Annotated in this window: 20 protein-coding genes; 5 read left to right on the top strand and 15 right to left on the bottom strand. The window is 66.5% G+C overall.

The window, feature by feature from the left end:
• Nucleotides 1-62: 62 nt before the first annotated feature.
• The 4 genes from CRM89_RS10760 to CRM89_RS10745 all read right to left on the bottom strand — a co-directional run bounded on the left by CRM89_RS10760 (nucleotide 63) and on the right by CRM89_RS10745 (nucleotide 4844).
• Complete coding sequence (locus tag CRM89_RS10760; protein WP_098083898.1) at nucleotides 63-1907, bottom strand: ParB N-terminal domain-containing protein; 1845 nt, start codon at nucleotides 1905-1907, stop codon at nucleotides 63-65.
• Nucleotides 1908-1987: 80 nt separating this feature from the next.
• Complete coding sequence (locus CRM89_RS10755) at nucleotides 1988-2380, bottom strand: DUF3846 domain-containing protein (RefSeq protein ID WP_098083897.1); 393 nt, start codon at nucleotides 2378-2380, stop codon at nucleotides 1988-1990.
• Nucleotides 2381-3113: 733 nt separating this feature from the next.
• Nucleotides 3114-3560: a hypothetical protein gene (locus CRM89_RS10750; protein ID WP_098083896.1), complete on the bottom strand. Its 447-nt coding sequence runs from the start codon at nucleotides 3558-3560 to the stop codon at nucleotides 3114-3116.
• A gap of 642 nt (nucleotides 3561-4202) precedes the next feature.
• Entirely contained in the window at nucleotides 4203-4844 is a 642-nt protein-coding gene (locus tag CRM89_RS10745; protein WP_229435071.1) for a DNA-processing protein DprA, read from the bottom strand.
• Nucleotides 4845-4859: 15 nt separating this feature from the next.
• Here CRM89_RS10745 and CRM89_RS31660 point away from each other — a divergent pair, with 15 nt between their 5' ends.
• Nucleotides 4860-5099 carry a hypothetical protein gene (locus CRM89_RS31660; protein ID WP_229435106.1) on the top strand — a complete coding sequence of 80 codons (240 nt, stop codon included), beginning with the start codon at nucleotides 4860-4862 and terminating at the stop codon, nucleotides 5097-5099.
• Between the two features lie 396 nt (nucleotides 5100-5495).
• Here CRM89_RS31660 and CRM89_RS10740 read toward each other — a convergent pair whose 3' ends face one another.
• Entirely contained in the window at nucleotides 5496-6572 is a 1077-nt protein-coding gene (locus CRM89_RS10740; RefSeq protein WP_098083894.1) for a DUF4192 domain-containing protein, read from the bottom strand.
• Between the two features lie 1145 nt (nucleotides 6573-7717).
• On the opposite strand from CRM89_RS10740, the gene CRM89_RS10735 reads away from it, so the two are divergent.
• Complete coding sequence (locus CRM89_RS10735) at nucleotides 7718-8242, top strand: hypothetical protein (protein ID WP_098083893.1); 525 nt, start codon at nucleotides 7718-7720, stop codon at nucleotides 8240-8242.
• A 133-nt stretch (nucleotides 8243-8375) separates the two neighbouring features.
• On the opposite strand, the gene CRM89_RS30915 is transcribed toward CRM89_RS10735, so the two are convergent.
• The 4 genes from CRM89_RS30915 to CRM89_RS10725 form a co-directional block, all read right to left on the bottom strand.
• Nucleotides 8376-8513 (bottom strand): hypothetical protein, encoded by a 138-nt coding sequence (locus CRM89_RS30915; RefSeq protein ID WP_172964484.1) that lies wholly within the window; start codon nucleotides 8511-8513, stop codon nucleotides 8376-8378.
• A gap of 285 nt (nucleotides 8514-8798) precedes the next feature.
• The gene (locus CRM89_RS10730; protein WP_098083892.1) at nucleotides 8799-10517 is read right to left on the bottom strand and encodes a zeta toxin family protein; all 1719 of its coding nucleotides are present in this window, start codon (nucleotides 10515-10517) and stop codon (nucleotides 8799-8801) included.
• Complete coding sequence (locus tag CRM89_RS30370; RefSeq protein WP_127516138.1) at nucleotides 10514-10756, bottom strand: hypothetical protein; 243 nt, start codon at nucleotides 10754-10756, stop codon at nucleotides 10514-10516. The genes CRM89_RS10730 and CRM89_RS30370 overlap by 4 nt, the downstream gene beginning before the upstream one ends.
• Complete coding sequence (locus CRM89_RS10725; RefSeq protein WP_098083891.1) at nucleotides 10749-11546, bottom strand: helix-turn-helix domain-containing protein; 798 nt, start codon at nucleotides 11544-11546, stop codon at nucleotides 10749-10751. Before CRM89_RS10725 ends, CRM89_RS30370 begins: the two co-directional genes overlap by 8 nt.
• A gap of 220 nt (nucleotides 11547-11766) precedes the next feature.
• Here CRM89_RS10725 and CRM89_RS10720 point away from each other — a divergent pair, with 220 nt between their 5' ends.
• Nucleotides 11767-12837 carry an NAD-dependent epimerase/dehydratase family protein gene (locus tag CRM89_RS10720; RefSeq protein ID WP_229434681.1) on the top strand — a complete coding sequence of 357 codons (1071 nt, stop codon included), beginning with the start codon at nucleotides 11767-11769 and terminating at the stop codon, nucleotides 12835-12837.
• 280 nt (nucleotides 12838-13117) lie between these two features.
• Here CRM89_RS10720 and CRM89_RS10715 read toward each other — a convergent pair whose 3' ends face one another.
• Nucleotides 13118-13567, bottom strand: coding sequence for a DNA-directed RNA polymerase subunit alpha C-terminal domain-containing protein (locus tag CRM89_RS10715; protein ID WP_098083889.1), 450 nt, complete (start codon nucleotides 13565-13567; stop codon nucleotides 13118-13120).
• A gap of 341 nt (nucleotides 13568-13908) precedes the next feature.
• Between CRM89_RS10715 and CRM89_RS10710 the strand changes: the two genes are divergently transcribed.
• Together CRM89_RS10710 and CRM89_RS30910 are read left to right on the top strand one after the other, a co-directional pair.
• Entirely contained in the window at nucleotides 13909-15879 is a 1971-nt protein-coding gene (locus CRM89_RS10710) for an NACHT domain-containing NTPase (protein WP_098083888.1), read from the top strand.
• 702 nt (nucleotides 15880-16581) lie between these two features.
• The gene (locus tag CRM89_RS30910) at nucleotides 16582-16722 is read left to right on the top strand and encodes a hypothetical protein (protein ID WP_172964482.1); all 141 of its coding nucleotides are present in this window, start codon (nucleotides 16582-16584) and stop codon (nucleotides 16720-16722) included.
• Nucleotides 16723-16937: 215 nt separating this feature from the next.
• On the opposite strand, the gene CRM89_RS10705 is transcribed toward CRM89_RS30910, so the two are convergent.
• From CRM89_RS10705 to CRM89_RS10685, 5 genes are read right to left on the bottom strand one after another with little or no spacing between them, the layout of a single operon-like run.
• The gene (locus tag CRM89_RS10705; RefSeq protein ID WP_098083887.1) at nucleotides 16938-17369 is read right to left on the bottom strand and encodes a YbaB/EbfC family nucleoid-associated protein; all 432 of its coding nucleotides are present in this window, start codon (nucleotides 17367-17369) and stop codon (nucleotides 16938-16940) included.
• The gene (locus CRM89_RS10700) at nucleotides 17366-17782 is read right to left on the bottom strand and encodes an ankyrin repeat domain-containing protein (protein WP_098083886.1); all 417 of its coding nucleotides are present in this window, start codon (nucleotides 17780-17782) and stop codon (nucleotides 17366-17368) included. The genes CRM89_RS10705 and CRM89_RS10700 overlap by 4 nt, the downstream gene beginning before the upstream one ends.
• Nucleotides 17783-19204 carry a GH-E family nuclease gene (locus tag CRM89_RS10695; protein WP_127516136.1) on the bottom strand — a complete coding sequence of 474 codons (1422 nt, stop codon included), beginning with the start codon at nucleotides 19202-19204 and terminating at the stop codon, nucleotides 17783-17785. It lies immediately after the preceding gene.
• A complete protein-coding gene (locus tag CRM89_RS10690; RefSeq protein ID WP_098083884.1) occupies nucleotides 19204-19500 on the bottom strand; it encodes a WXG100 family type VII secretion target in 297 nt (98 codons plus the stop codon). Before CRM89_RS10690 ends, CRM89_RS10695 begins: the two co-directional genes overlap by 1 nt.
• Nucleotides 19497-19817, bottom strand: a complete 321-nt coding sequence (locus CRM89_RS10685) for a WXG100 family type VII secretion target (RefSeq protein ID WP_098083883.1) — start codon at nucleotides 19815-19817, stop codon at nucleotides 19497-19499. Before CRM89_RS10685 ends, CRM89_RS10690 begins: the two co-directional genes overlap by 4 nt.
• Nucleotides 19818-20991 lie beyond the last annotated feature (1174 nt).

Below are 20991 nucleotides of genomic sequence, written 5' to 3'. Positions count from 1 at the left end.
CCACAGACGCGAAATCCGCGGGGCACCGCGTCGGCCATCGCCCGGAGTCAGCCGCGCAGGCGCTATGCGGCAGGCTCGAGCGGATCGGTCCCGGTCTCCTCGGCGTCGTCGCCGAGGATCTCAGACGCGGGGTCGCCGCTGACGCCGTCGGTAGTGGCCCGCGAGTCCGCCGGGCCGGGGGTGTCAGGGCCGAGCGGGGTCTCGCCGAGCACCTGGGCGGTGGTGAAGTCCCCGACGACGAGACGCTCGACCGGCGCGAGCGGGTACCCGAGCCCGCCGAGGAATCGGAGATAGTCGCCCATGAGCGAGTCGGCTCGCCGGTAGTAGTCGGGACGTTCATGGACGGGCTGTAGGTGGGTTTCCATCGCAGCGACAACTCGCAGCAAGGCACGCAGCGCGCCATGGTTGTCGCGCGCCTTGACACCGGTGCTCGACGCGCTGTTGGGGACCTTCTTTCCGAGGTCGGCGACGAGCCCGGAAGTGTGGTGACCGGTGAGCAGGTCGGGATGCGCGATCACGCGCCCGATCAACTCCCAGCTGCCGACCGACACCGTCTTCTGGCCTCCGAACAGGTGCTTGGCCAGCCAGGCGCGCCGAACCTTCGTCGCCGCCCTGGCCCGACGGTTCAGCTCGGTGACCTGCGCGCGACGCTGCGCCTCCTCCTCCCGGCGTGCCTGCTCGGCTTCGGCGGCTTGACGGGCCTGCAGGGCCTGGCGTGCGCGGCGTTCGGCGAGCTCGGCCGGGTCCTCGACCTCCTCGGCATGATCGGCTGCGTTGGCCGGCTCGTCGTCGAGGCGGGCGTGGACCAACCCGAGCGCCTCGGGGTCGGTGCAGTAGTAGTCGGGGGCGAAGTCGTCGAGCAGCGTGACCGCGGCGACGTGGTACATGCCGGGGTCGGGTTCGTCGTCGGGGTACATCTCGGTCCGAAGGTCGATCAGGTCGACCGGGATTCGCTCCTCGGTCCCTTCGACCACGGCCTGCCGGACCAGGACCACCGCGAGGTGTTCGGTGGGCACGGACTGCGGGGTCGGGGTGTTGGCGTCGGCGTCGAGGAGTTCGTCGAGCAGAACCGCGTCCTCGGCATCGCCCGGTTCGAGCACCGCGATGCCGGCCTTCTCGAACCGGTGCGCAGCCGCGCGGTAGGCGGCGGCGGTGGCGGCCTCGGCGGCTGCTTCGGCTCGCGCGTCGAGCAGGTGCTGCAGGTGGTGGTCGAACTGCCCGCAGGCGGCGGCCTCGATGAGTTCGTTGACCGCGTCGAGGTCGTCGGCGAAATGTTCGGCGACCGCTGCCGCCTGCACCAGATCCAGGTCGCTGTCATACAGTGCCTGTCTGGCGGTCGCCGACCGAGTGACCGTCTTGACGGCGGCGATCTCCTTGCTGGTGACGCCCACCAGCTGCTGGCGAGTCTGCTTGTCGGACAGGCCGAGATCGAGCATCTGCGCGACGGCGTCGGCGCGGTCGATCTCGCTCTGGCTGTAGCGGTGCGCGCCGGTGTTGAACTGCAACGCGATCCGCGCGGCTTCCAGTTCCAGCTGTTCGGCGCTGGTGTCGAGAGGATAGACCGCACAGCGAGCCATATGGCTTGTCTTGCGCAGCAAAATGACGCGGTGCCAGCCGTCCCACACCGCGTACCGGTCCTCGTCGGTGCGCACGACCACCAGGGGCACGAGGTTTCCGTGCTCGGCGATCGAGGCCTCGACCTCGGGGGCGATTGGCTTCTCGGGGCGATTGCGCGCCTGCTCGAGCACGGCGGGGTCCAGCCACAGCAGCTCGCCGGCGGCCTGCCCGTGTTCGGGTCGCGTCTGCTGGGTGGAATGGGAGTCCGGTTCGGCGTGGGACTGACTGTGAGGAACGGTGGTGGGAGATTCACCCTCGCGGTACGCGTTGTCGTGCTGGTCTAGGGTCATAGGGCTTCCTTTCCGATGGGTGTCGCCGGGTTGCTCTGGTTCAGTGGGAGGTGGCCGGTGGTGGCTGCTGGGCGCGCTGTTCAGGTGTGGTTCGGGTTGCCGTAGGGCTGCTGTGTGGCGTTGCGCAGGCGATCGCGCAGCGCGCCGACGATCTCGGCGGGCAGGTCGATGCTGTTGCCGTCGGGGTCGACCGAGCACAGCAGGACGGGGCCGAAGTAGAGCTGATGGGTGAACCCGTAGAGGTGGGCGAGGGAGGTGGCCGGCACGTTGACCCAGTGGCGCAGCATGCCCTCGTCGTCGAGCCACATGTCCAGTCGGTCGGTCAAACGCACAACATCGACGTAACGGCAGTCCAGATGGTCGTACATCTGCTCGAGCGCGCGCGCCGGGTCGAGGTTGATCGGATACATGTCTCCGTCGGGCGGAATGACCAGGGAGAAGCTGTGTTCGGGAAGATGGGGCGGCAGGTGCAACGCTGGGTTTCCTGTCGATTTGGGGCCGCGAGGCCGAGAGTGGGTTGCCTGCGCTCGGGGAACTCGGGTGATCGGTTACAGCCCCGCAACGCACAGGTCAGAGAGGTGGCTGCGGCGTGGGCGGGGTGGTGGCGTGGTGGCGGATGACGGTGGCATCGGGAGTGCGGCCGTACCGGTGTTGCCGAGCGCGTAGTTGGGCGACGATTTCCCCGGCGTCGCTGTGGGTCGCGGCGATCGCCTCACGGTCTGGCCGGAGCGGGTGTCGCTCCATCGATAGCCGTAGCCGAGGGTGCGCTCGGCCAAGTCCGTGGCGATCATCCCCCTTGGTACTGCCGTCCCATCAGGCACGCGGGTCGTCGTCGACCACCGGAACGCCGACTGCGAGGAACAGCGGCAGATCCCGGTCGAGAATGTGTAGCTGACCTGTCCGCACGGCGTCGCGACATACAGGACAGCACAGCCGCGCCTCCGAGGGTCGTTGTAGACCAGTACCGCTGGCCACAGGCTGGCCAGAACCGCCAGGAGGTGGCGCGTTCGTGGTAGAGGCCCGCCATCGCCGGAGGATAGGGCCGCTGCGGACGCCACGCGAGAGCGCCGATGGTGACCCACTTGCGCAGGCGAGGAACAACGGACACGGATACTCCTTTCAACCGCCGACGGCGGCGCGGGGCACAGCCACGCCACGTTGCGTTGATGACGCGTCTCACGCCCCGCCCAGAAGGCCTGGCGTCGGCTATCGGGGGCGGTGGGGCTCGGGCGAGGACTGGCCGGCCGCGGCCTGGGTGGCAGCGAGCCGGGCCGGGCTGTGCCACTGCTGCAGGACTGCCTCGACCAGCGGCGTCAAGCTAGCGTCGTGGGTACCGTCCGGCCAGGGGAAAGGGTCGGCGAGGTCGTAGTGTTCCGGCCACGCGGGCAGGGGCGGATCGACCTGATGGATTACAACTCCACCGAACCGTTCGATGCCGTCGATGACGATCCGGGTCGGCGGCAGCGCGCCCAGGGCGTCGTGAAGTCGGGGCGCAAGGTGAATCGCCAGATACCAGGTTTCCCCATCGAGGCGACGATGGCGCTGGTAGCCGACGGCGATCGTGCCTTCGGTGGCGCCATGCACGGTGAGGACGGCGTCACCGTGGATGGTCTTCTTGCCGGTGTCGGTGAGCGTCAGCGGTGCGGTGGACATGCGCAGCCTTTCTGTGTGTGCGGCGGCGGGACGGCCGCGTGGTCGGGGACGGGCGATCGTGCGTGCCGGCCGGTTCGTGGCTGACAGCGCGATGAACAGCGGCAGGTGCTGCTCGGAAGCAGATGAACAGCGGCAGGTGCTGCTCGGAAGCAGGACGGGCACGAAGGCGGGCCGTCATCAACCGGTTGGGCCGATCGGCCCACGAGCGGAGCCGCCAGCATCACGAGCGGAACAGAGGGGGCGTGGTCTCGCCCTGATAAGCCGCCAACCATGGCGCGGACGGGGCAGGCATCGGGCCCAGCAGCAGCATCAGCCACGGTGGAATCGGGATGGCACACGCGAACTCCCGTCTCAGCGGATCCAGTGTGGCTCGCGGGACGGGGACCGGTGGGGACATGATCGACGCTGTGAGCAATGAAGGTGCTCGCCGGATCACCCGGCAGCGCCCGGAAGGGTTGTGCCGACGCATCTTTGGGCGGCGAACAACGACGGCAGGCTAGCCATCAAATCCACCTGGTCGTAGCGAGACCGACTACTGCTGGCCACCGTGGGCTCGTACATCGGGCCGGGAACCGTCGCGGTGCAAGCATTGTGGTCTGGCGAGAGCGGACGATGCAGCGCCGCGTTGAACGACCGGCCGGTTCACCGGCGTGTGCGAGACTCGGACTGGTCTTGGTCGGATTCTCGGATGATGTCGGCGGCGCTGGTTGCCAGCGCGGCGGCACCGTCGCGAATCAGGGTGTGGCATCCGACCGACGTCACCGAGTCGACGGGTCCGGGTACGGCGTGGATCGGCCGGCGCCATCGCGTGCCCCATCGAGCGAGTTGCAGCGCGTCGCTGGACCGTCCGGCCTCGATGATGGCGATCCTCGTCGACAGCGCGGCGAGCAGCCGGTGGCAGGCCAGGCGCCTGCCGCGAGAAGCCGCCGCGCCGGGAGGGTGTTCGGAGATCACCAGCCCGGCCGCGCTGATGCGGAGACACAACTCGGCGTGGCGCGCGGGAGCGGGGCGATCGATTCCACTGCTGAGGACGGCCAGCGTGGGTGCCGGGCACGACAGCGCCGATTCGTGTGCGACCGCCTCGATGCCGTAAGCAAGGCCAGCGGTTACGGTCCATCCTTCTCGGGCGAGGTCGCCCGCGATGTGCTCGGCCACCCCGCACCCATAGGGGCTCGCAGCCCTGGACCCGGTGACCAGGACTGCTCGGTGGACAAGCTCAGAAAGCCGACCGGTCCCGCGCGCCCATAACGCCACCGGCACCACGGATTCATCGACCGCGCGCACGGACGCGAGGTGGGCGTGCGGCCACTCGTGATCGTCCGGGGTGATCAGACGCGCGCCGGACGAGTAGGCGCGACCGAGATCGGCTCGGGCCAGAGCAGGCAAGTCCTGGTGTGCCTGCTCATGACCGAGTCTGTCGGCAGCTTCGACAACGTCGATGACTGCTTGGGCATCGACGGCATGACCACGCGCAGCCGCGCGGGACAGGACAGCGAAGGCCAGCCGGCGGTCGAAATCACCAACTGTATAGACTGGTGAAGACACTGAATACTCCATTCGTTCAAACGATGTCGGCTGGGGCACCGGCACGGGATCTCGCCTCCAGCACCACCCAGGCATTCCCAGGGAGCCTGCACCTGGACGGACGGGCGGCAGCGCCGGCCACCGCCGGATCAGCGCCACCAAGACAATCGCGCCAGAGGCGGCCGCGGACAGCAGAATCGACAGGAAGGGGGGGGATGACGTCGAGCATCGGGCTACCGGTCTATATCGAGGAGACCCCCTGCCGTCGAGTTTCAGCGACGGCCGCGATATCGCATGGCCGCCCGACCAGCACTTGCCCTTGCACGCGAACGTGGCCGATCTGCTCTGCTCTCTCGCCCACCGCCGACGAGCATTGACAGCCCGCTTCGTCGGCATTGCCCTGGCCGAGCGTCATGCATCAGGGTTCGGTGGGCTGAGGGGACCGAGGTCGACTCCCAGCGCCGCCGCGGTGCGGCACCCGGCTTCTGCAACGCCGCCCAGTTGGCGCGGTGACAGACCGCCTCGAATCGCCATGCTGAGCAGTCGCACGAGCACGTCACTGCCGTTGGCGGCGGCAGCGATCTCGATGGCGATCGCGGCCAGGGACCCGTCGCCACGCCGAACCGCGCTGAAGGCCAGCAAGCACGCCGGATGAGCACGCAGTGGACCGGCGAGCACGCGGGTCATCAGCATCCAGAGGTTCTCGGCGCTGGTCCGACGATGCGTCTCAGCCACTCCGCACAGCATCGACAGCTGGTGGCGACTGGTCAGCGCGACCGCGAGCCGAGCCAGCTGTCGAGGGCTCAGCGATTCGCCCTGCGCGATTGCGTCGATGCACTCCAGCGCGAACTGCGCGCTGCTGCGTTCTTCCTCGACCGACAGGGCCGAGGCATCGGCCGGTGCACCCGATGGGCCGCGGCCGAGAGCGGTCAGGGCAGCAGTGACCGCCGCGCTGGCACGGTCATCGATCGCTAGGTCCGCTGCGATTGCAGCACGGCTGGCATAGATTCCTCGCCCGTTAACGGCGCGGGACAGGCCGCTGCTGCTGGTGGCCGGGTCCTCGACGAGCCCCCTTCTGTCCGGATTTTCGGCATCCCACCAGGGTGAGCCGTGAGCGATCGCGGGAGTGACCCACGTCGCGACAATCGCGACACCGACACTCTTCAGCTGACCGGCTATCGAACTCAGGCACAGCTCGAGCAGCGGGGATTTCGGCCGCCCCCGAGGTTGACCGCTGGCCATCCCGGAGGTGCAACGGTCGTCAACGACGACCATGATCACGCTGTCGCCGAAGCGTTCGAACGTGCCCGGCATCGACCAACTGGCATCGGCTTCACCGCAGAAAGCTACCGTGGCCAAAGTCGATGAGCCGGGGTCGGGATGGCGGAGGAAGAGCAGCGCGGCACCGCGACCCGGGTAGTAGCCGAGTAAACCGGGAATTTCCGCGATAAGTCGACCGGGCGCGGACGACGGCGATGGGATTTTCATTGCGGTCCTCTTCTTGTTTTCCCGTCGGTTCGGAAAGCCTTGTCTAGACACGATTCAGGGCATCGAAAGGGAGTGGTAGCTACGGCGCCGATAACACCCACTATGTGAGCGCAGAACCAGTCGACCCGGAGATCAAGGTGCGGGGACCCGGAACAAAGAAGTTCAACGCCGATCCTGGAAGCGGAATCGGTTTGCCCGAGTGACCCGAACTCGTGGGACCACCGACACCCGGCATTGCCGCACGCGATCAACAGCAGCGAGAAGGGCGTTGGTTCGGCGGGCAGAAGGCGCGGAATGAGTTTGCACTCCAAATAGAGTTCCTTGCGGAGTCGTCGTCCAGGGGCGATCTCGAGAGGACTGGATATCGCGCTAATCCGGTCCGGCTAGCGACCGCGGGCTGCCTCCACCCCATGCCGTACAAAGATGAGGCTCGCGGGGTCGGGCACCGCGACCAGCGCCACCGCTTGCAGTCTTGCCGTTGTCACCGACGGTGCCGGGGTTTAGGCATCCAATCGAGCAGCGACCTTCGAGTACGCGGCATCGACCAGACCCGCGTGATCGGCGAGCATCCCGGCTGGCTCGACCGGAGGCACCGGCGCGTTCAGACCAACCTCACGTGCAGCTTCCCAACTCGTCCGGTAAGCAGGTGTGCGCGTGGATCGCGTAATTTCGACGAGGGCTCGACGAAGTGCTGCGCTTCGTCTGCCGGTGGAACTGCTCGAGCGTGCAGACCATACTGGCGACCCGGTCGACGGCTTCGCTGGGCGACACGCGGGGCAGACCAGCCGCTGCCAGATCCCGCCGATCAGGTCGTGGTCGACCTGGCGCGCATCGGAGATGCCGCGCCAGCGCGGGCTTCTCCTGTCCACCCAACCGATTGCGGTCCGGGTCGAGAGCCCCACGCGGATCAGGGGCAGTGCTCGGCAGCCTCCCCTGACATCGATCACACGCCGCCACCGCCATCCCCGAACTGGCAGAGCGGCACGGCGCCTTGCAGTGTGAGTACTCACTCTCAGCCTGATCGATGCGGTAGCCCTCAAGCTAATGCTGCTGCTATGACTGTCCCTTGAACGCCGAGTGCACCGAATGTTTCGGTGCTAAAGCACCCTCGTGCCAGGCATTCATCGACGAGTAGGGGGACCACCATGCCGGACAACCGACCTGCCGACGACGAGCGGGACTATCTCGACAAGCACTACACGCGCCGGCGCTTCATGCGCCCCGGTGAGCCAGTCGATTCACCGGTCTGGAACTCCTATCTGAAGCCGCTGGTGGACCCGTTCGTTGAGGTCGGCTACCTCCGCTACACCAACGAGGAAGAGCTACACCAGATCATATGGGCAACCTGGAAGGACGCCGGTGTCGACAACGATGCCACCGTCGAGCACGAGCTGTGGCTGCCGCGCCACGAACGTTCGGCCAAGGGCAGCCGGATCGACTTTCTGTGGTCCTACGATGACGGCCACCGAGCCGGAGTCGAGATCAAGGCGGCGGGATGGTGGAGCACCGAAGTTGTTCAGGAACAACTCGTGCGCTACGCGGAGACCGAGCACACCCACTCGATGCTGCTGCTCACCGCCGACTACGACCACCTCGAAGTCGACTGGCCGACCGAGCTGCAGGTGCCGCTGTTCATCGTCCTGATCGACGGCTACCGAGGTAGCCGGTAGACCCGCCTCCTACGCTGACGCCACCCCGATCACCCACCGATCGGGTAGCTCGAGACAAGAAGGAAAGACCGCACGATGATCGACCGTAAAAGGCCACCGCCACTGCTCGTTATCGACGTCGCTCATTGCGGAATTACTCGTCGGCGACGGTGGCGCGCTGTGCCGCTCGCCGGTCGTAATCAGCCTCGCTGAGCGCGCCGATGACGAATCCTACTGTGTCATCAATGATCTCGCGGGAAATCGTGATGCCGTAGAGGCGTTCGAATGTCAATACACGGACGACGGCCTGGACGATACTGGGGTCGAGACCGCGAAAAAGGTCGGGGAAATCTGCTGTCGGGTCGAGGCGTTCAGATATGGGCCGGTCTTGGTGTGTCGTGGGTGTGCAGGTGAGGCGGTGATGCGGTCGAATACTATTGGTCCGCTGTCCTGGGGCGTCGCGTATGTCCGCTGGTGTGCAGTGGGCTGATGTGCGCAGCTGCGAATGCGCGGAAGCACCTTGGTGCCTTGGTGGAAGTGTTGCAGGCTCTCGGGGCGCTACTTTCGCAGTGGGCGATCATGGCGACGGGCCGGGTGCTGGGCCATGGGCGGGACCCGGTCCGGGGGACGGAGCGTCGGTGGCGGTGAGGTCTGGCACGGCGTGTGCGGCGGGCGGGAGGGCGGACTCGATCGCAAGGCGGATCGACGTGTTGGGGGTGAGTGCGCCGGTGGTCAAATCGGTGAAGGCGTCGAGGGCGGCCACTGCCCGAAAGCCTGGTTCAGCAGGTGGTGTGTCGAGGACGCGGCTGGGCCCATCGGCGGCATAAAAGGCCGCCAGGGCACCGCGGGCGAGCTGGCGCTCCCATCCGCGGTCGCCGTTGTGGAATGCGCGGCGCACACTGTCCAGGTCCCGGTAGGGTCCCTGGCCGAGGCGAGGGTGGTGCAGGTGCACGAAGCCGGTCAGGGTCTGTCGATAGGCGTGGGCGATGCTCGGGGACCGGTCGCTGTGCGGGGGCGGCGCGGGCAGAACGAGGCGGTACTCGGTGGCGGGAAAGCGTTGCCAGAAATCGGCTGGGTCGAGCTCCGGGCGAGGGATGACAGTGACGTCGACGCGGTCTTGCGTTTGCAGATCGTGTAGGACCGCCCGCCACATCGCGACCTGTTCTCCGGGGGTGAGCATCGTCGACGCGTCATCGGCAACGCGATCGAGATCGGCGAGAGGACCGGTGAACTCCGCCGGTGACCTCGCGACGTCAGGATCGGCGTGAGGGTCGACGACACCGATGAGGACGCGATCGTGGTCGGCCAGCAGGTCGACCAGAACCTCAACGTCGGTGGTGGTAACGACGGGGTAGTAGCCGAAGGTCAGGCCGACGGACCTCGATCGCCAGAATGTGGTGAACATCAGCTTGGGTGCCGCGGCCTGTTCGAGGTCGGCCAGGTCCGTGCGCCATCGCGGAGCCATGCGAGTGGCCAGGGATGCGTGTGCTCGGACCCATCGCCGGCTGCGGGCCAAGTCCCAGCCGCGGTCGCGTTCGACGTCGAACAGGACTTGCATCGGCAGCGTTTCGGCTGGGGCCGGCCATCTCGCGCCGAACCGGGTCTCGGTCGCGGCAGGGTTGGTTCGACGGACGACGGTCGGGGCCTCGCTGCTACCCGAGTGGAGAGCAGTTGCGGCGATTCGGCTCTCGGTATCGCTCCAGCGGGCAATCTCGCGAACCGCCGCGTAGGCGTGGTCGTGCAGCGCCTGGTCGGGTTCATTGGCGTGGCCGAGGAGTTCGGTGGTGTGCTGGTAGGTCTCGAGTAGCGCCAAGCGGCTTTGCTCAGCGGTCACGGCGAGGAGCGCGACCTCGACTGGGTAGGGATCGGGGCCCGCGGTCATGCGGTCGACGATGTGGGCAGCTGTGGTCGGGGACGGCAGATCATCTTCGATGATCACGGCCGCTCGCCGCGCTCGCAGGAATTCCACGCTCATGGTGAGCCAGCGGTGGACATCGGGCTGGATGTGCGCCGCTGCTGCCACCGCACCCAATTCGCGGCACAATCGCGCGTATCCGGGGAACAGGGTGCGCAGGCTGTGTAGATCCAGCATGCAGGGCGCGGTGTCCATGTTGCGTGCGCGGCGCTTACTGGTCCAGCTCTCTAGTGCACTGCCGGGCTGGCCGACGACGATGACGGCGTAGGGGTGCGGGTGAGGAAAGGCATCGGCGAGCAGGACCGGCACGATGGTGCGGTCGAAGATCTCTCTCGCCGTGGCTGTGGGAAGGCGAGTGACCGGTCCGCTCGGTGTCGTCATGCCAACCAGGATTGCGCGTCTGGAAGTTGGTGGAACGCAACAATATCGACAGTCAGCACCTCGGTCACCGCCGCCCGATCCTGCGGACTCAGTGCCGTACGTCGTCGAAGATAGTCGTCACGGCGCCGAGTCCATTCGGCATCGTCGGCAGAGTGACTGTTCGCATGGCATGCCAGCGCCGTCAGAATTCGGCGAGCAGTGGCGAACTCGGCGTCGCTGGTGATGCCGGCGTCATCCATCGTTCTGCCCTCGTTCACCGAAATGGCGGGTGTGCGGCGTGACGGGATGGAACGACATGTACCAGGTGGATCGTTGGTAGGGGAATATCATAGTGGTGACATTTCGATACCACACTTGCTCGCTGTTCGTGGCGGGATTTCGGGTGGTCACCGTGGTGCGATCCTGAATGAACTGGTTCGGGGGCATCCGTCGTTTGTACATCCTGACGAATTCCGGGGCAGTGCTCAGTTCACGTACCATCGCGTCCCATTTCTCACGCGTCATCAGCGCCGGTGCCAGGCAGTGGAAAGCGCTGACGAACAGCTGAGCTTGCGCTTCCCAATCGGCGACGACGTATTTAGCCCTGGGATCCAGCAGGTGATAGTAGAGGGCGTTTCCCACTTCTTTGATCCCTGGGTACATTTCGTAGAATTCATCGTTGGCCGCGACGACATTGAACGTTGCCGGCCGTTGGATACATGCGGGATGATGCAAGCTGTCCAGTAGGGCAAGATCTTGTTCCTGCACCTCGGAGGTCTCGTCTGCCAGCAGACGTTCCTGCACTTCGCGAGGCTGATCGGCCAGCGACATCAGGTAGTCCTGCGCAAGAGGAAAGACGTCCAGGGCGTCGAAGATCCGCCTGAGGACCTGGCGATTCGGCTCACGCTTGCCCAGCTCGATCTTTTGTATGGTTGAAACTGCTGTGTAGCTGAGATCGGCGAGTTGCTGCTGTGTGTAGCCGGCGTTTTCGCGATGCTCGCGCACGACTTCCCCGCAGCGTACAAGCCGTTTAACCCCCGGTGTCGACATGACTCACAAACTACCGGGCGTTCAGGCGCTGTCAAGCCGACGGACAACAGGAGTGCGCTCGGGGAAAGCGCACAATGGCGGCATTACCACAAGCCCGTCGATCCGGATGCGCACAGTTTGTGCGTCTCGACGCATCGCGAACGACCGGACAGTCGTGTTTATGTTGATGCTACGTCGGAACGAACGTACGGCCATGCCGTTTCGGTCGATAAGGAGTGAAGTGAGTACAGTCCTGGTCACTGGGGGGACCGGCTACGTGGCTGGCCACGTCATCGAGGAGTTGGTAGCCAACGGCTATTCGGTCCGTGCGTCGGTTCGGGAGAGCACCGACCATGCAATCTGCGAACATGTGCGCAGCCTGGCCGCCGCTGCGGGCGCGGACCTCGAGCTCGTGTACGCCGATCTGTCAGTCGACCGTGGATGGGATGAGGCTGTGGCCGACTGCGAGTACGTGCTGCACATTGCCTCGCCCGTTCCGATGAAGCACCAGCCGCGCAGCATGGTCACCGCCGCGGTGGACGGCACTCTTCGCGTATTGGCCGCCGCCCAGCGATCACCCACGGTGCGGAGAGTGGTCCTGACCTCCTCCACACTGGCCGTTGCTGGTCGACCACCGCGCGAGGGAGTGCTCAACGAGGACGACTGGTCCAATGAGGATTCGCTGGATCCTTATGCGCTGGGCAAGCTTCGCGCCGAACGTGCGGCCTGGGAGTTTCTCCGGGAGGTGCCAGCGCGCCGATGCCTCGAACTGTCCACCGTCTTGCCTGGCAACGTCCTTGGCCCCCTTCAGCGGCCCGCACTGGTGACCTCGCACACCGTCATCCGTCGACTGCTCAGCGGGTCGGTGCCAGGACTGCTCCGAACAGGCTGGCCTATAGTCGATGTCCGCGATTTGGCCATCGCGCACCGACGAGCGATGGAACTCCCTACGGCAGCGGGGAAGCGCTACATCTGCGCGGGCCCCCACGTCTGGATGAGCGAGATCGCAGCGATCCTCGACGAGGAGTTCGGACCTCATGGTTTTCGTATGCCCCGTCGAGTACTTCCCGACTGGGCTGTGCGGCTCGGCGCTCATGTCGATCGCGGACTCAAGCTGGCAGTTCCATCGCTGGGGCGCCCCAGCCGTCTAGTTGGGCGGCGACTCGAACAAGAACTCGGCCTCTCACTACGACCGGCCCGCGATACCATCATCGAAACCGCCCAGAGCCTGATCGAACACGGCGTGGTTACTAACGCACCGCGACGGCAAAGCTCCATCAGCGGACGAATGCACTCGACATTGCGTGCTTAGAGATCGCACCCGACGTGGTGTCCTGGCCGTCACTGCGCGAACTCTGGGACGCCGTAATCATTGCAGGGCTTCGCAACAACGCCGACCGCCGGTCAGCACGGTGCTCAACGCGAAGGCCGCCTCATCCACATCTGTGGTCGCCTGGGCGCTCAGGCGTGGGCGTGGGACTACAGCGCGGTGTCGAGACGGCTGGGCGGACCCTCGCACAGGCATGTACTGTCGCCGGGCGCAACGGCCAGATAGCCCCAGTGCATCGTCGCGTGGATCAGGTATGACTGCCTCATCCCGAGGTTTGGCGACGGAGGGCGCGATCGGTGGGCCGCTCGAGAACGACGGCCTGCTCGAATGTAAGGGATAGGTCGAGTTCCTCTGTGAACGTGGTGATCTCAGCGCGCATGGTGGGGGGTGTCATTGGATCCGAGTAAATTCGCTCGAGGAGCGCCAGCAACTGCTCGTGCTGAGCCAGCAGCGCGCGGTGTCGCTCGAGGAGGGTGGGGCCGGTAACCGGCGTAGCGTCGGGGGCGAGAGTCAAGCCGAACCGGCCGAGGGTGGTGGTGATTTCCTTGATCGTGCCCTGACCTACTTGCATCATTCGGCTCAAATCCTCAGCACTGTAAAGTACCAGTTGGCCGACCGTTTCGATGCCAGCTCGGCCGAGACGATTTGCGACCCGACCGGACAAGATGGTGCGCAACGCAACGCCATGGGCGTCGGAGAGTGAGCCCTGCATCGCTCCACCGTATCGTCGTCGCGAGGTGTGAGGGCCAGTGGTGCCCCGGCCTGAATGGAATTGAGCTCAACTTGACGCCCGACCGCAGTAGGCAATTGAGGCGAGCGGCGGCTTTCCTGGTCACGACATGATTCCTCCACATGGTCGGGGCGGGTCCGGCAGGAGATCGGAGCGGGTCCCAGTGTGCATCGATCCCGCCACAGACACGCCGCAGACGCCATCGGCTTGCGTGAGTCCTGCCGTTGCACGCCGCCTTCTGCTGCGCAATGGTTGATCCGCGTGTCGTGGTGTCAGCGGTGTGGCGCGGTCGGCGCGGTGGCAGGCTGTTGTGGGTGACGGGGATGGAGACTGCGGCCGGGCGTGCGGCGGGTGGACTGCTCGGGCCTGCGGCCCGGACGGCATTTCGGTGGTGGTGGCCGAAGTCGGATTGGGCGTCGCTGGCCGCGTTTGCCGACCGACTCGCCGCCGCGGTCAAAACCGCCGAGGAACAGGTTCAGCGGGAACTCCGGGGCGCGCCCGGCCAGTACATGCATGTGCGGTTCACCGCTGCCGCGGACCCGCTGAGCGGGGCGTCGGACGGCTCGACCGAGGTCAACCGGATCGCCGAGTACTTCGCCGGTCTCGAGTCACCACGACGGATGGTGGTACTCGGTGACGCCGGTGCCGGGAAGACGGTGGCCGCGACCTACCTCGTGCTCGGGTTGATCGCGCGACGCAACCAACTGCACTCTGATCCCGAGCGTGCCGCGGAGCCGGTGCCGGTCCGGGTCAATGCCGCTGGCTGGGACGGCGGGCAGGGATTCTCGGCGTGGTTGGTCGCCCGGCTCGGCCGTGACTACCGGCTGCGGCCCAACGTGGCCGGAAAGATGGTCAAGGCCGGGATGATCTTGCCCGTGCTCGACGGACTCGACGAAATGGACGACGACACGACCGGCGGTGCCCGCGCGCGAGCCCTGCTGGACCGGCTCAACCAACGCGAATGGGCACATCGCCAGGTCGTGGTGCTGTGCCGCAGCAACGAATTCGACCGCCTCAAACACGCCGGAGGCGACAACGGCCTGCGGGGAGCGGCCACCCTCAGCCTCGACCCGCTGTCCGCCGGCCAGCCCGCCGAATACCTCGTCCGCCACCAACAGCGGATCGGCGCCACCGCCCCCGCCTGGGAACAGCTCATCAACCACATACGCGAGCACGCCGAGTTCGAGCACACCGATAGCCCTCTGGCCGCTGCACTGCGTAATCCCTGGCTGCTCGGCCTGGCCGTCACCACGCTGGACCATAGCCCCGCCACCGCCGCCGCCCTGCTCGACAGCGCCACCGTTGAAGAAGTGCGCGATCGGTTGTTCGCTGCCCAGATCCCGGCCGCGATCGCCGCCACCGACGACACCGAGCACTTCCGCAACTACACCACCGACACCGTCACCAAATGGCTGCACACCCTGGCACGCCACCTCGAACACCGTCGCGACATCGGTACCAACGGCACCGCCATCCGGCTCGATGAAATTTGGGAAATTGCTGGCCCTAACCGGGTCCGCCTGCTCCACGGGCTGGCCGCCGCACTCCTATACGGGCTCGTGTTCGGTCTCGCGTTCTGGCTCCGCGATGGAGTCATCGCCGGCGTCCAAGTCGGCCTCATCGGCGGGCTCATGTTCGCCCTTGCGTTCTACCTCGTGTTCAGCATCGCGCCCGGGCACCTGTCTGTGTCGCGCGCCAAACTGATCGCCTGGAAAGTACCCACCGGTGCGCGATGGCCGACCGGGCTCAAGGCCGGACTGTCTGTCGGCCTCTACATTGCCCTCCTGTCCGGGCTCTTCGCAGGGCTCAGGGACGGGCCGGTGGTGGGGCTCCGGGTTGGGCTCGGGGCCGGCATCGTGTTCGGCCCCCTGTACGGAGTCGTGGTCGGCCTGCAAGCCACTTCCGCGGACCAACTGGCATTGGTGAGCGATGCGCGACGGCTCATTCGCAACGATCTACGGGCAGCACTCGTCCGCAGCGCCTTGTTCGGGCTCGGATTCGTCTGCGCGGTCAGCCTTGTACTCGGACTCCCAGCTGGGCTCCTGGCCGGACTTCTAGCCGCGCTCATGTGCGGCCTGGCAACCGGACTCGCGAGCGGCCGGTTCTACCTGGCCGTCTTACTCTTCAAGCTCACCGCGAACTTCCCCACTCGCCCCGCCGTCTTCCTCGAATGGGCCCGCAACAGCGGCTTGCTCCGCGTCAACGCCACCGCCTATCAGTTCCGGCACCAGACCTACCAGCAGTGGCTCCTGGACCAGGCTGTTGCTACTCCGCAGGATGGCCGACGTCGTTGAGACGGGCGTCGGCCTCGGAGGGTGGCGCGGCGCGCCAGCACCTGGCCTCCGGGATGAGGGATGGTCACCTCGGGGCCGCACCCCAAGCCGGGGCAGGCGAGTTCGATGCGCACGTCCGGCCCAGGGCTTCAACTCCCCGGGGCCTCGACGACCGCGATGTTCAGGCCCGAGTGCGACCACCGGCATCTGGGGCGCGACATCGCCGCGGACCCAGGCGCACGCCTCCGTGCAGGCATCCACCGCGGTCGCGGTCCACCCCGATGCCTGCCGGTACCGAGGCCGTGGTCCTCGGTCATGCTGGCACCGTCGAGTCGTCGGGGAGCGCGGGGCGAGTGCGACGGCCGGGCAAGGGCGCCCGTGCCGGGCGGGGCCGGGAATCACCGGCGGGGCGGGCACCGGGATGAGCCGATACATCACTCAGACCGCTCAGGCGTCCCGACGCCGAGCCGGATCGCGTGGAGGAAGCGACGAGACCAGCGATCGCGCGTATTGCGCCGTCCTGACGAAGCCCGAGCCCGCAGGCGCCGATGATCCGAGCCATCAGAACGAGCACGGTGGCCGCAATTGGCGCCTCTGCGTGCGGCTAATCTGTCGGAACGTACAGGTTCCGGGCGTGGTGGGTGTGGGTGCGGCGGCCAACAGCGCAGCTCGTCCGCGCCGCGGTGACTCCGCGGACGCGGGCATGACGCGCCAGCCGTTGCCGTGGGGGACGTCGACGATGACGCCGGTGCCGATCAGGTCGTGGCCGCGGCGGGCGGGATCGACGTTGAAGCCGATGCCGCCGATGAAGGGGACGACCGTGCGGGCCAGGAGATGGTCGGTACGAAGCTGCTGAGCGAGTAATGGTCAATAAGTTGTGTGCGCTGAATTCGCGACGGTTCCGGTGCGGTGGCGCGAAGGACATGCACTACCCATCCGTGCGCTCCACCGCTGTTGCTGGCACCAACCAGATGCCGGGTACGTGGTAGGTCATCGGCAGGGTGCGATATACGCCACGTCTTCATACCAGGCGGGGGAACCGTCGTTCAAGCTTCGGAGCTCGCCGACGATCAGCCTCCCTATTCGGTCCACCCGTTTCTGCGCATCCGATCGAAGTAGGCATCGTCGGCGGCTTGAATTTCGTCTTCGCTGAGAGGTTCTCGGCTAGGGCGCGCATCGTCGATTGCGAGGGCGTCGCCGACAGTTCTCAGCCCTGCCTGGACCCTGGGGTCGGTTGTGAGCGCTTGTGCGGCACGGTCTGCTTGCCGGGCGGCGTCGGTCTCGGCGGCTGCGGTTGCCGTCAGGATCAGTGACGGTAGGCGGTCGCCCCACTTGAGAGCCTCGCGCGAGAGTTTCAAATCACGCAGTCGTCCCGCTGAGTCGACTATCGCGGTGACTGAGCCGTTCGCGGCGCGGCCGGTGCCCTTGATCGCCGCGAGTGCTTCGCGAACTCGGTGTGCTTTCGCGGTGAGTTCTGCGATGTCGGTATCGAGGTTCTCGTCGCGGTTCATAGGAGATCGGCGAACTCGGCTTTGATATCGGGGCGGTTGGTGACCTGGTCGAGGTAGTGCAGGGGGCTGCGAAGGCCGAAGTAGCTTTTGATCGTGTTGCGGGTGGGATCCGCGCCGCGGGCGCGCAGCAAGCGGATTGTTGCGATGGGGTCTCCGGAGGCGGCGGTGGCGGCCCAGTAGATCGCGGGCATGCCTTTCTCGGTGACCGCGTTGACATCGGCGCCGGCGTCGAGGAGTTTCTGGACTGCCGCGGGGTGCGCTTCCTGGGCGGCGTAGTGCAAGGGCGTCCACCCCTCGTGGTCACGGGCGTCGACGTCTTCGCCCGCCTGCAGGAGTTGGTCGATGGCGTCGAGGTCGGTGTCGCGGGCGGCGTAGTGTAAGCGGGTGCGGCCCCATTCATCGCGCTGTGGCATCTATTTCTGCTCCCGTCGGTGGCTTCGGTTTCCGTACTGGTCTTCGATGTGGAACCGTTCGGGGTGGCTGTTGACGAACTCGTCGAACTCTCGTTGGGTCATGCCTCGGCTCTGGGCTTCGGCGAGCAGGCGGCGGTGCTCATACCCGCTATTGTGCCCGTACTCCCATTTCGGGTTGACCGGGTAGAGATTGCCGTTGGCATGGTCGATGTAGTACTTGCCGTCCGGGGTCTTCTCGAGTTGTGTCACCCACGGCTTGTCGTCGTAGGACTTGTTGATGGGCACCTTGACTTCGGGTTCGGACTTGACGACGTAGAAGTCGTCGACCGGGTCTTGTTGGCGGCGCCAGCGTGGAGTCGCCGCCTCGATCGCGTCGCGTGTGTCCTTCGTCAGGTGCGGGCGACGGAGGTTGGCGAAAGTGGTGAAAGGGCCAGGGGTTGCTGCGCCTTCGACTCCGGCCAGCGCCGGACGCGCTCGCAGCAGCGGGATGAGGGCCTCCGACCCGCGCGCGATCGCCTGCGACACGGCGACCGGGACACGAGCGACCTCGGCCAAGCCGATCAAGGCGCGGATGGTCGCGGCGATACGTGCTCCGTAGATGCCGATCGCCAAAGCCATGCCGCCTTGGGCGGCGGCGGCCGAACCGCCGCCGGTGAAGGGCGCGGCGATCCATCCTGCGGCTTGGTCCAGGGCGACGATCGCCAACAGTTCCACCAGGGCTCGTACGATCGCCCGCTTGGTGTTTTCGATGGAGTCGGCATAGGCGTCGGCGGACTTCGCCAACTCGTCGCAGGCACCGGCAAGGGCCTCGAATTGGCCCTTGACGATGTCGGCCTGCTCGATGGCCTGTGGTGTCTCCGGGCTCTGTTGGGCTTCGATCAGACCGCGTGCGGTGGGCAGTTCAGCGGCCGCTGTACGCGCCGTTGTCGCCATCGCTCGCCACGCTTCTGCGGCATCTCGCAACTTGTCGGGGTGACCGTTGGGCCACAGCTCGCCCTGGACGGCACCCGTGACCAGATCCCATCCCGCGGGCTCGGCGTCGCTGCCGCCGAAGGCCGCAGGGATCTCGGCGGGCTGGTAGACAGCCAACGAACCGGGCGGGAAGAGCAGATCATCAGGGCTTGCAGTAGGAACCGACTGAGTGTTGGCGTTGCCGTGATTGGCCCCGGTGAACTGCAACAGGTCATGCATCTGGCTGCAGGCCAGCGCCAAATCGCCAAGTGCGTCGACAGTGTCCCAGGCCGCGGGATCGTAATCGTTGGTCCACTTGCGGCCGGCGTTGTCCGACCCCGCGGAACCGCCACAGGAGCCGAGCGCGGTCGTCAGCGCAGTGATGCCCGACGTCAGAGTGGCATGGACATCGGCATAGACGTCGGCTGCTTTGGTGAACCCCTCGACATCCACCTGCACCGGTGGTGCCATCAGGGCCACATCTTCGTGTTGACGTCGATCGCCGCGCTGTAGTTCGCGTGCGCCTTGCGCGCGACCTCACGCAGCTCGTCCAGGTTTTCTTGCATCTCGGCTACCCCGGCCAACCACTTCTGGTGAGCGTCGCGCTGGGCGGCGGCGGCCTGGCTCGACCATGACAGGTGCAGATCGGCGATCTTGCCGTCGACCTCGGCCAGCCAGTCCTCCACTGTCTTGCCGAACTTCGCGAGTGTGTCGATGGCCGCGTCCAGCTGCTCGAGGTCGATCCGGTATTGCTGGTTGCCGCTCACGGCAGGTCCAATCCGGTCAACCCGGTGATCGCCGCGGAATTCGTCTCGTCGCGCAGCTCGTACTGGTTCGCAGCTTCGATCAGAGCGACTGCGGATTCCTCCAACGCAGAGATCACCGCTTCGGCGCCCTGCTTCCACTCCACCCACGACTCGTCGTACGCGCTGGCGGCCACACCCTGCCAGCCATCGATCAGTAGCTCATTTCCGATCGATTGGTCGAGCTGCTGAACCTCGCTGCGAATCGCTCGAGCCTTGTCATCGATGAACCGCGCAGCCTCGCGCAACTGAACCACGTCAACGTGAAGATCCCCGGACACCGCACCCCCTTACGCCATTCGGGACACAGACTATCCGATACGACGAGCCGTCTAGGAACTCACCGAAGGCGATCTGCGTCATCTTCCGCGGGGAGCGCGGGGGAAGTCTGGATTCGCGTCGCACATGCAATTCGGCAATCAGATGGTCTGGAAACCGGCTTTCGACAGTTGATCAAGCTTGCGGCGACGCGCTCGAACCACCAGACCGACGATGTAGTGCACACCGCCGCCTCTCGATGGCCAGCCAGGTGCTCGATCGGGACTGCTGACAGCGGGATCAGCCTCGCCACCGCCGCCGCCTGGAGCACTACCCCTCCCGGTGCCGTTGTTCGCCACGGTAGCGGGCCGCTGACCACGGCCAATCCGGCATCACCGCCCCCGACGAGCGAGCCCGCCACCATATCGCCAAGATCATCGGCCGCCGCACCGACCTCACCGGCCCCACCGGGCTGCCAAGCGATGACGCAGGAATCGGTGGTGGACGCCGAGGACAGTGGTGAGGATCGCGACGCTGTCGAATTCGCTCGGGCGACCCGCCTGGGCGCGGGCCTGCGCCCCGCACGCGCGCGAATGGCGGCAGTTCGTGTGTGGGGGTCGCGCGGGGCGCGCGGTGCTGCCCGCACCCGCGCGGGTGCGGCTGGACTACGTCGCCGCCCACCCCGGTACCCCGGTACCCAGCCGGGTCTCGTCACCGCCGTCTGTCGAGAGAGGGCAGGCAACGCGATTTGGCTGCCGCGGCTCGGCGAACAGTGGCGGGTCGGGTCGATGTCGGGATGAACCAGGAATGTGAAGCGGCGGGCGCGTGGGTTGCAGATGAGCGGGCCCGCGGGGTCGTGGTGGTGCAGTCGCGATTATACCTGCGCGCGGAGCGCCGATCGTCGGCTTCGAACCGACGCCAGATACAGCCGGACCGCCCGAGCTCTCAGTTCATCGGGGTACTTCTTCGGTGCTGCCACGCGGGGCTCCTTATGGTCCTATCGACGATGCTGAGCCCTCCAGCGAACCGGGGGAACCTCGGACGGCTGACTTCGTTGAGTCGGGCATCGGCCTCGGAGGGCGGCGTGGCGGGGTGAGCCAGCACCTGACCTCTGGGCGACGGTGGCTCTCGCGGCCGCGCCCCGAAGCCGGGGCAGGGGAGTTCGGCGCGCATGACCGTCGCCCGGCGCGTCAGCTC

This window comes from Nocardia sp. FDAARGOS_372 (assembly GCF_002554515.1).
Lineage (GTDB): Bacteria > Actinomycetota > Actinomycetes > Mycobacteriales > Mycobacteriaceae > Nocardia > Nocardia farcinica.
This window is presented reverse-complemented; position numbering and strand designations above follow the sequence as displayed.

Coding starts and splice junctions, on each gene's coding strand:
- CRM89_RS10750 (WP_098083896.1), bottom strand. CDS start 3,560: ATGTCCACCGCACCGCTGACGCTCACCGACACCGGCAAGAAGACCATC.
- CRM89_RS10695 (WP_127516136.1), bottom strand. CDS start 19,204: ATGGCACCACCGGTGCAGGTGGATGTCGAGGGGTTCACCAAAGCAGCC.
- CRM89_RS10760 (WP_098083898.1), bottom strand. CDS start 1,907: ATGACCCTAGACCAGCACGACAACGCGTACCGCGAGGGTGAATCTCCC.
- CRM89_RS10715 (WP_098083889.1), bottom strand. CDS start 13,567: ATGCAGGGCTCACTCTCCGACGCCCATGGCGTTGCGTTGCGCACCATC.
- CRM89_RS10725 (WP_098083891.1), bottom strand. CDS start 11,546: ATGTCGACACCGGGGGTTAAACGGCTTGTACGCTGCGGGGAAGTCGTG.
- CRM89_RS10730 (WP_098083892.1), bottom strand. CDS start 10,517: ATGACGACACCGAGCGGACCGGTCACTCGCCTTCCCACAGCCACGGCG.
- CRM89_RS10735 (WP_098083893.1), top strand. CDS start 7,718: ATGCCGGACAACCGACCTGCCGACGACGAGCGGGACTATCTCGACAAG.
- CRM89_RS10700 (WP_098083886.1), bottom strand. CDS start 17,782: ATGCCACAGCGCGATGAATGGGGCCGCACCCGCTTACACTACGCCGCC.
- CRM89_RS10710 (WP_098083888.1), top strand. CDS start 13,909: ATGGAGACTGCGGCCGGGCGTGCGGCGGGTGGACTGCTCGGGCCTGCG.
- CRM89_RS30370 (WP_127516138.1), bottom strand. CDS start 10,756: ATGGATGACGCCGGCATCACCAGCGACGCCGAGTTCGCCACTGCTCGC.
- CRM89_RS10740 (WP_098083894.1), bottom strand. CDS start 6,572: ATGAAAATCCCATCGCCGTCGTCCGCGCCCGGTCGACTTATCGCGGAA.
- CRM89_RS10705 (WP_098083887.1), bottom strand. CDS start 17,369: ATGAACCGCGACGAGAACCTCGATACCGACATCGCAGAACTCACCGCG.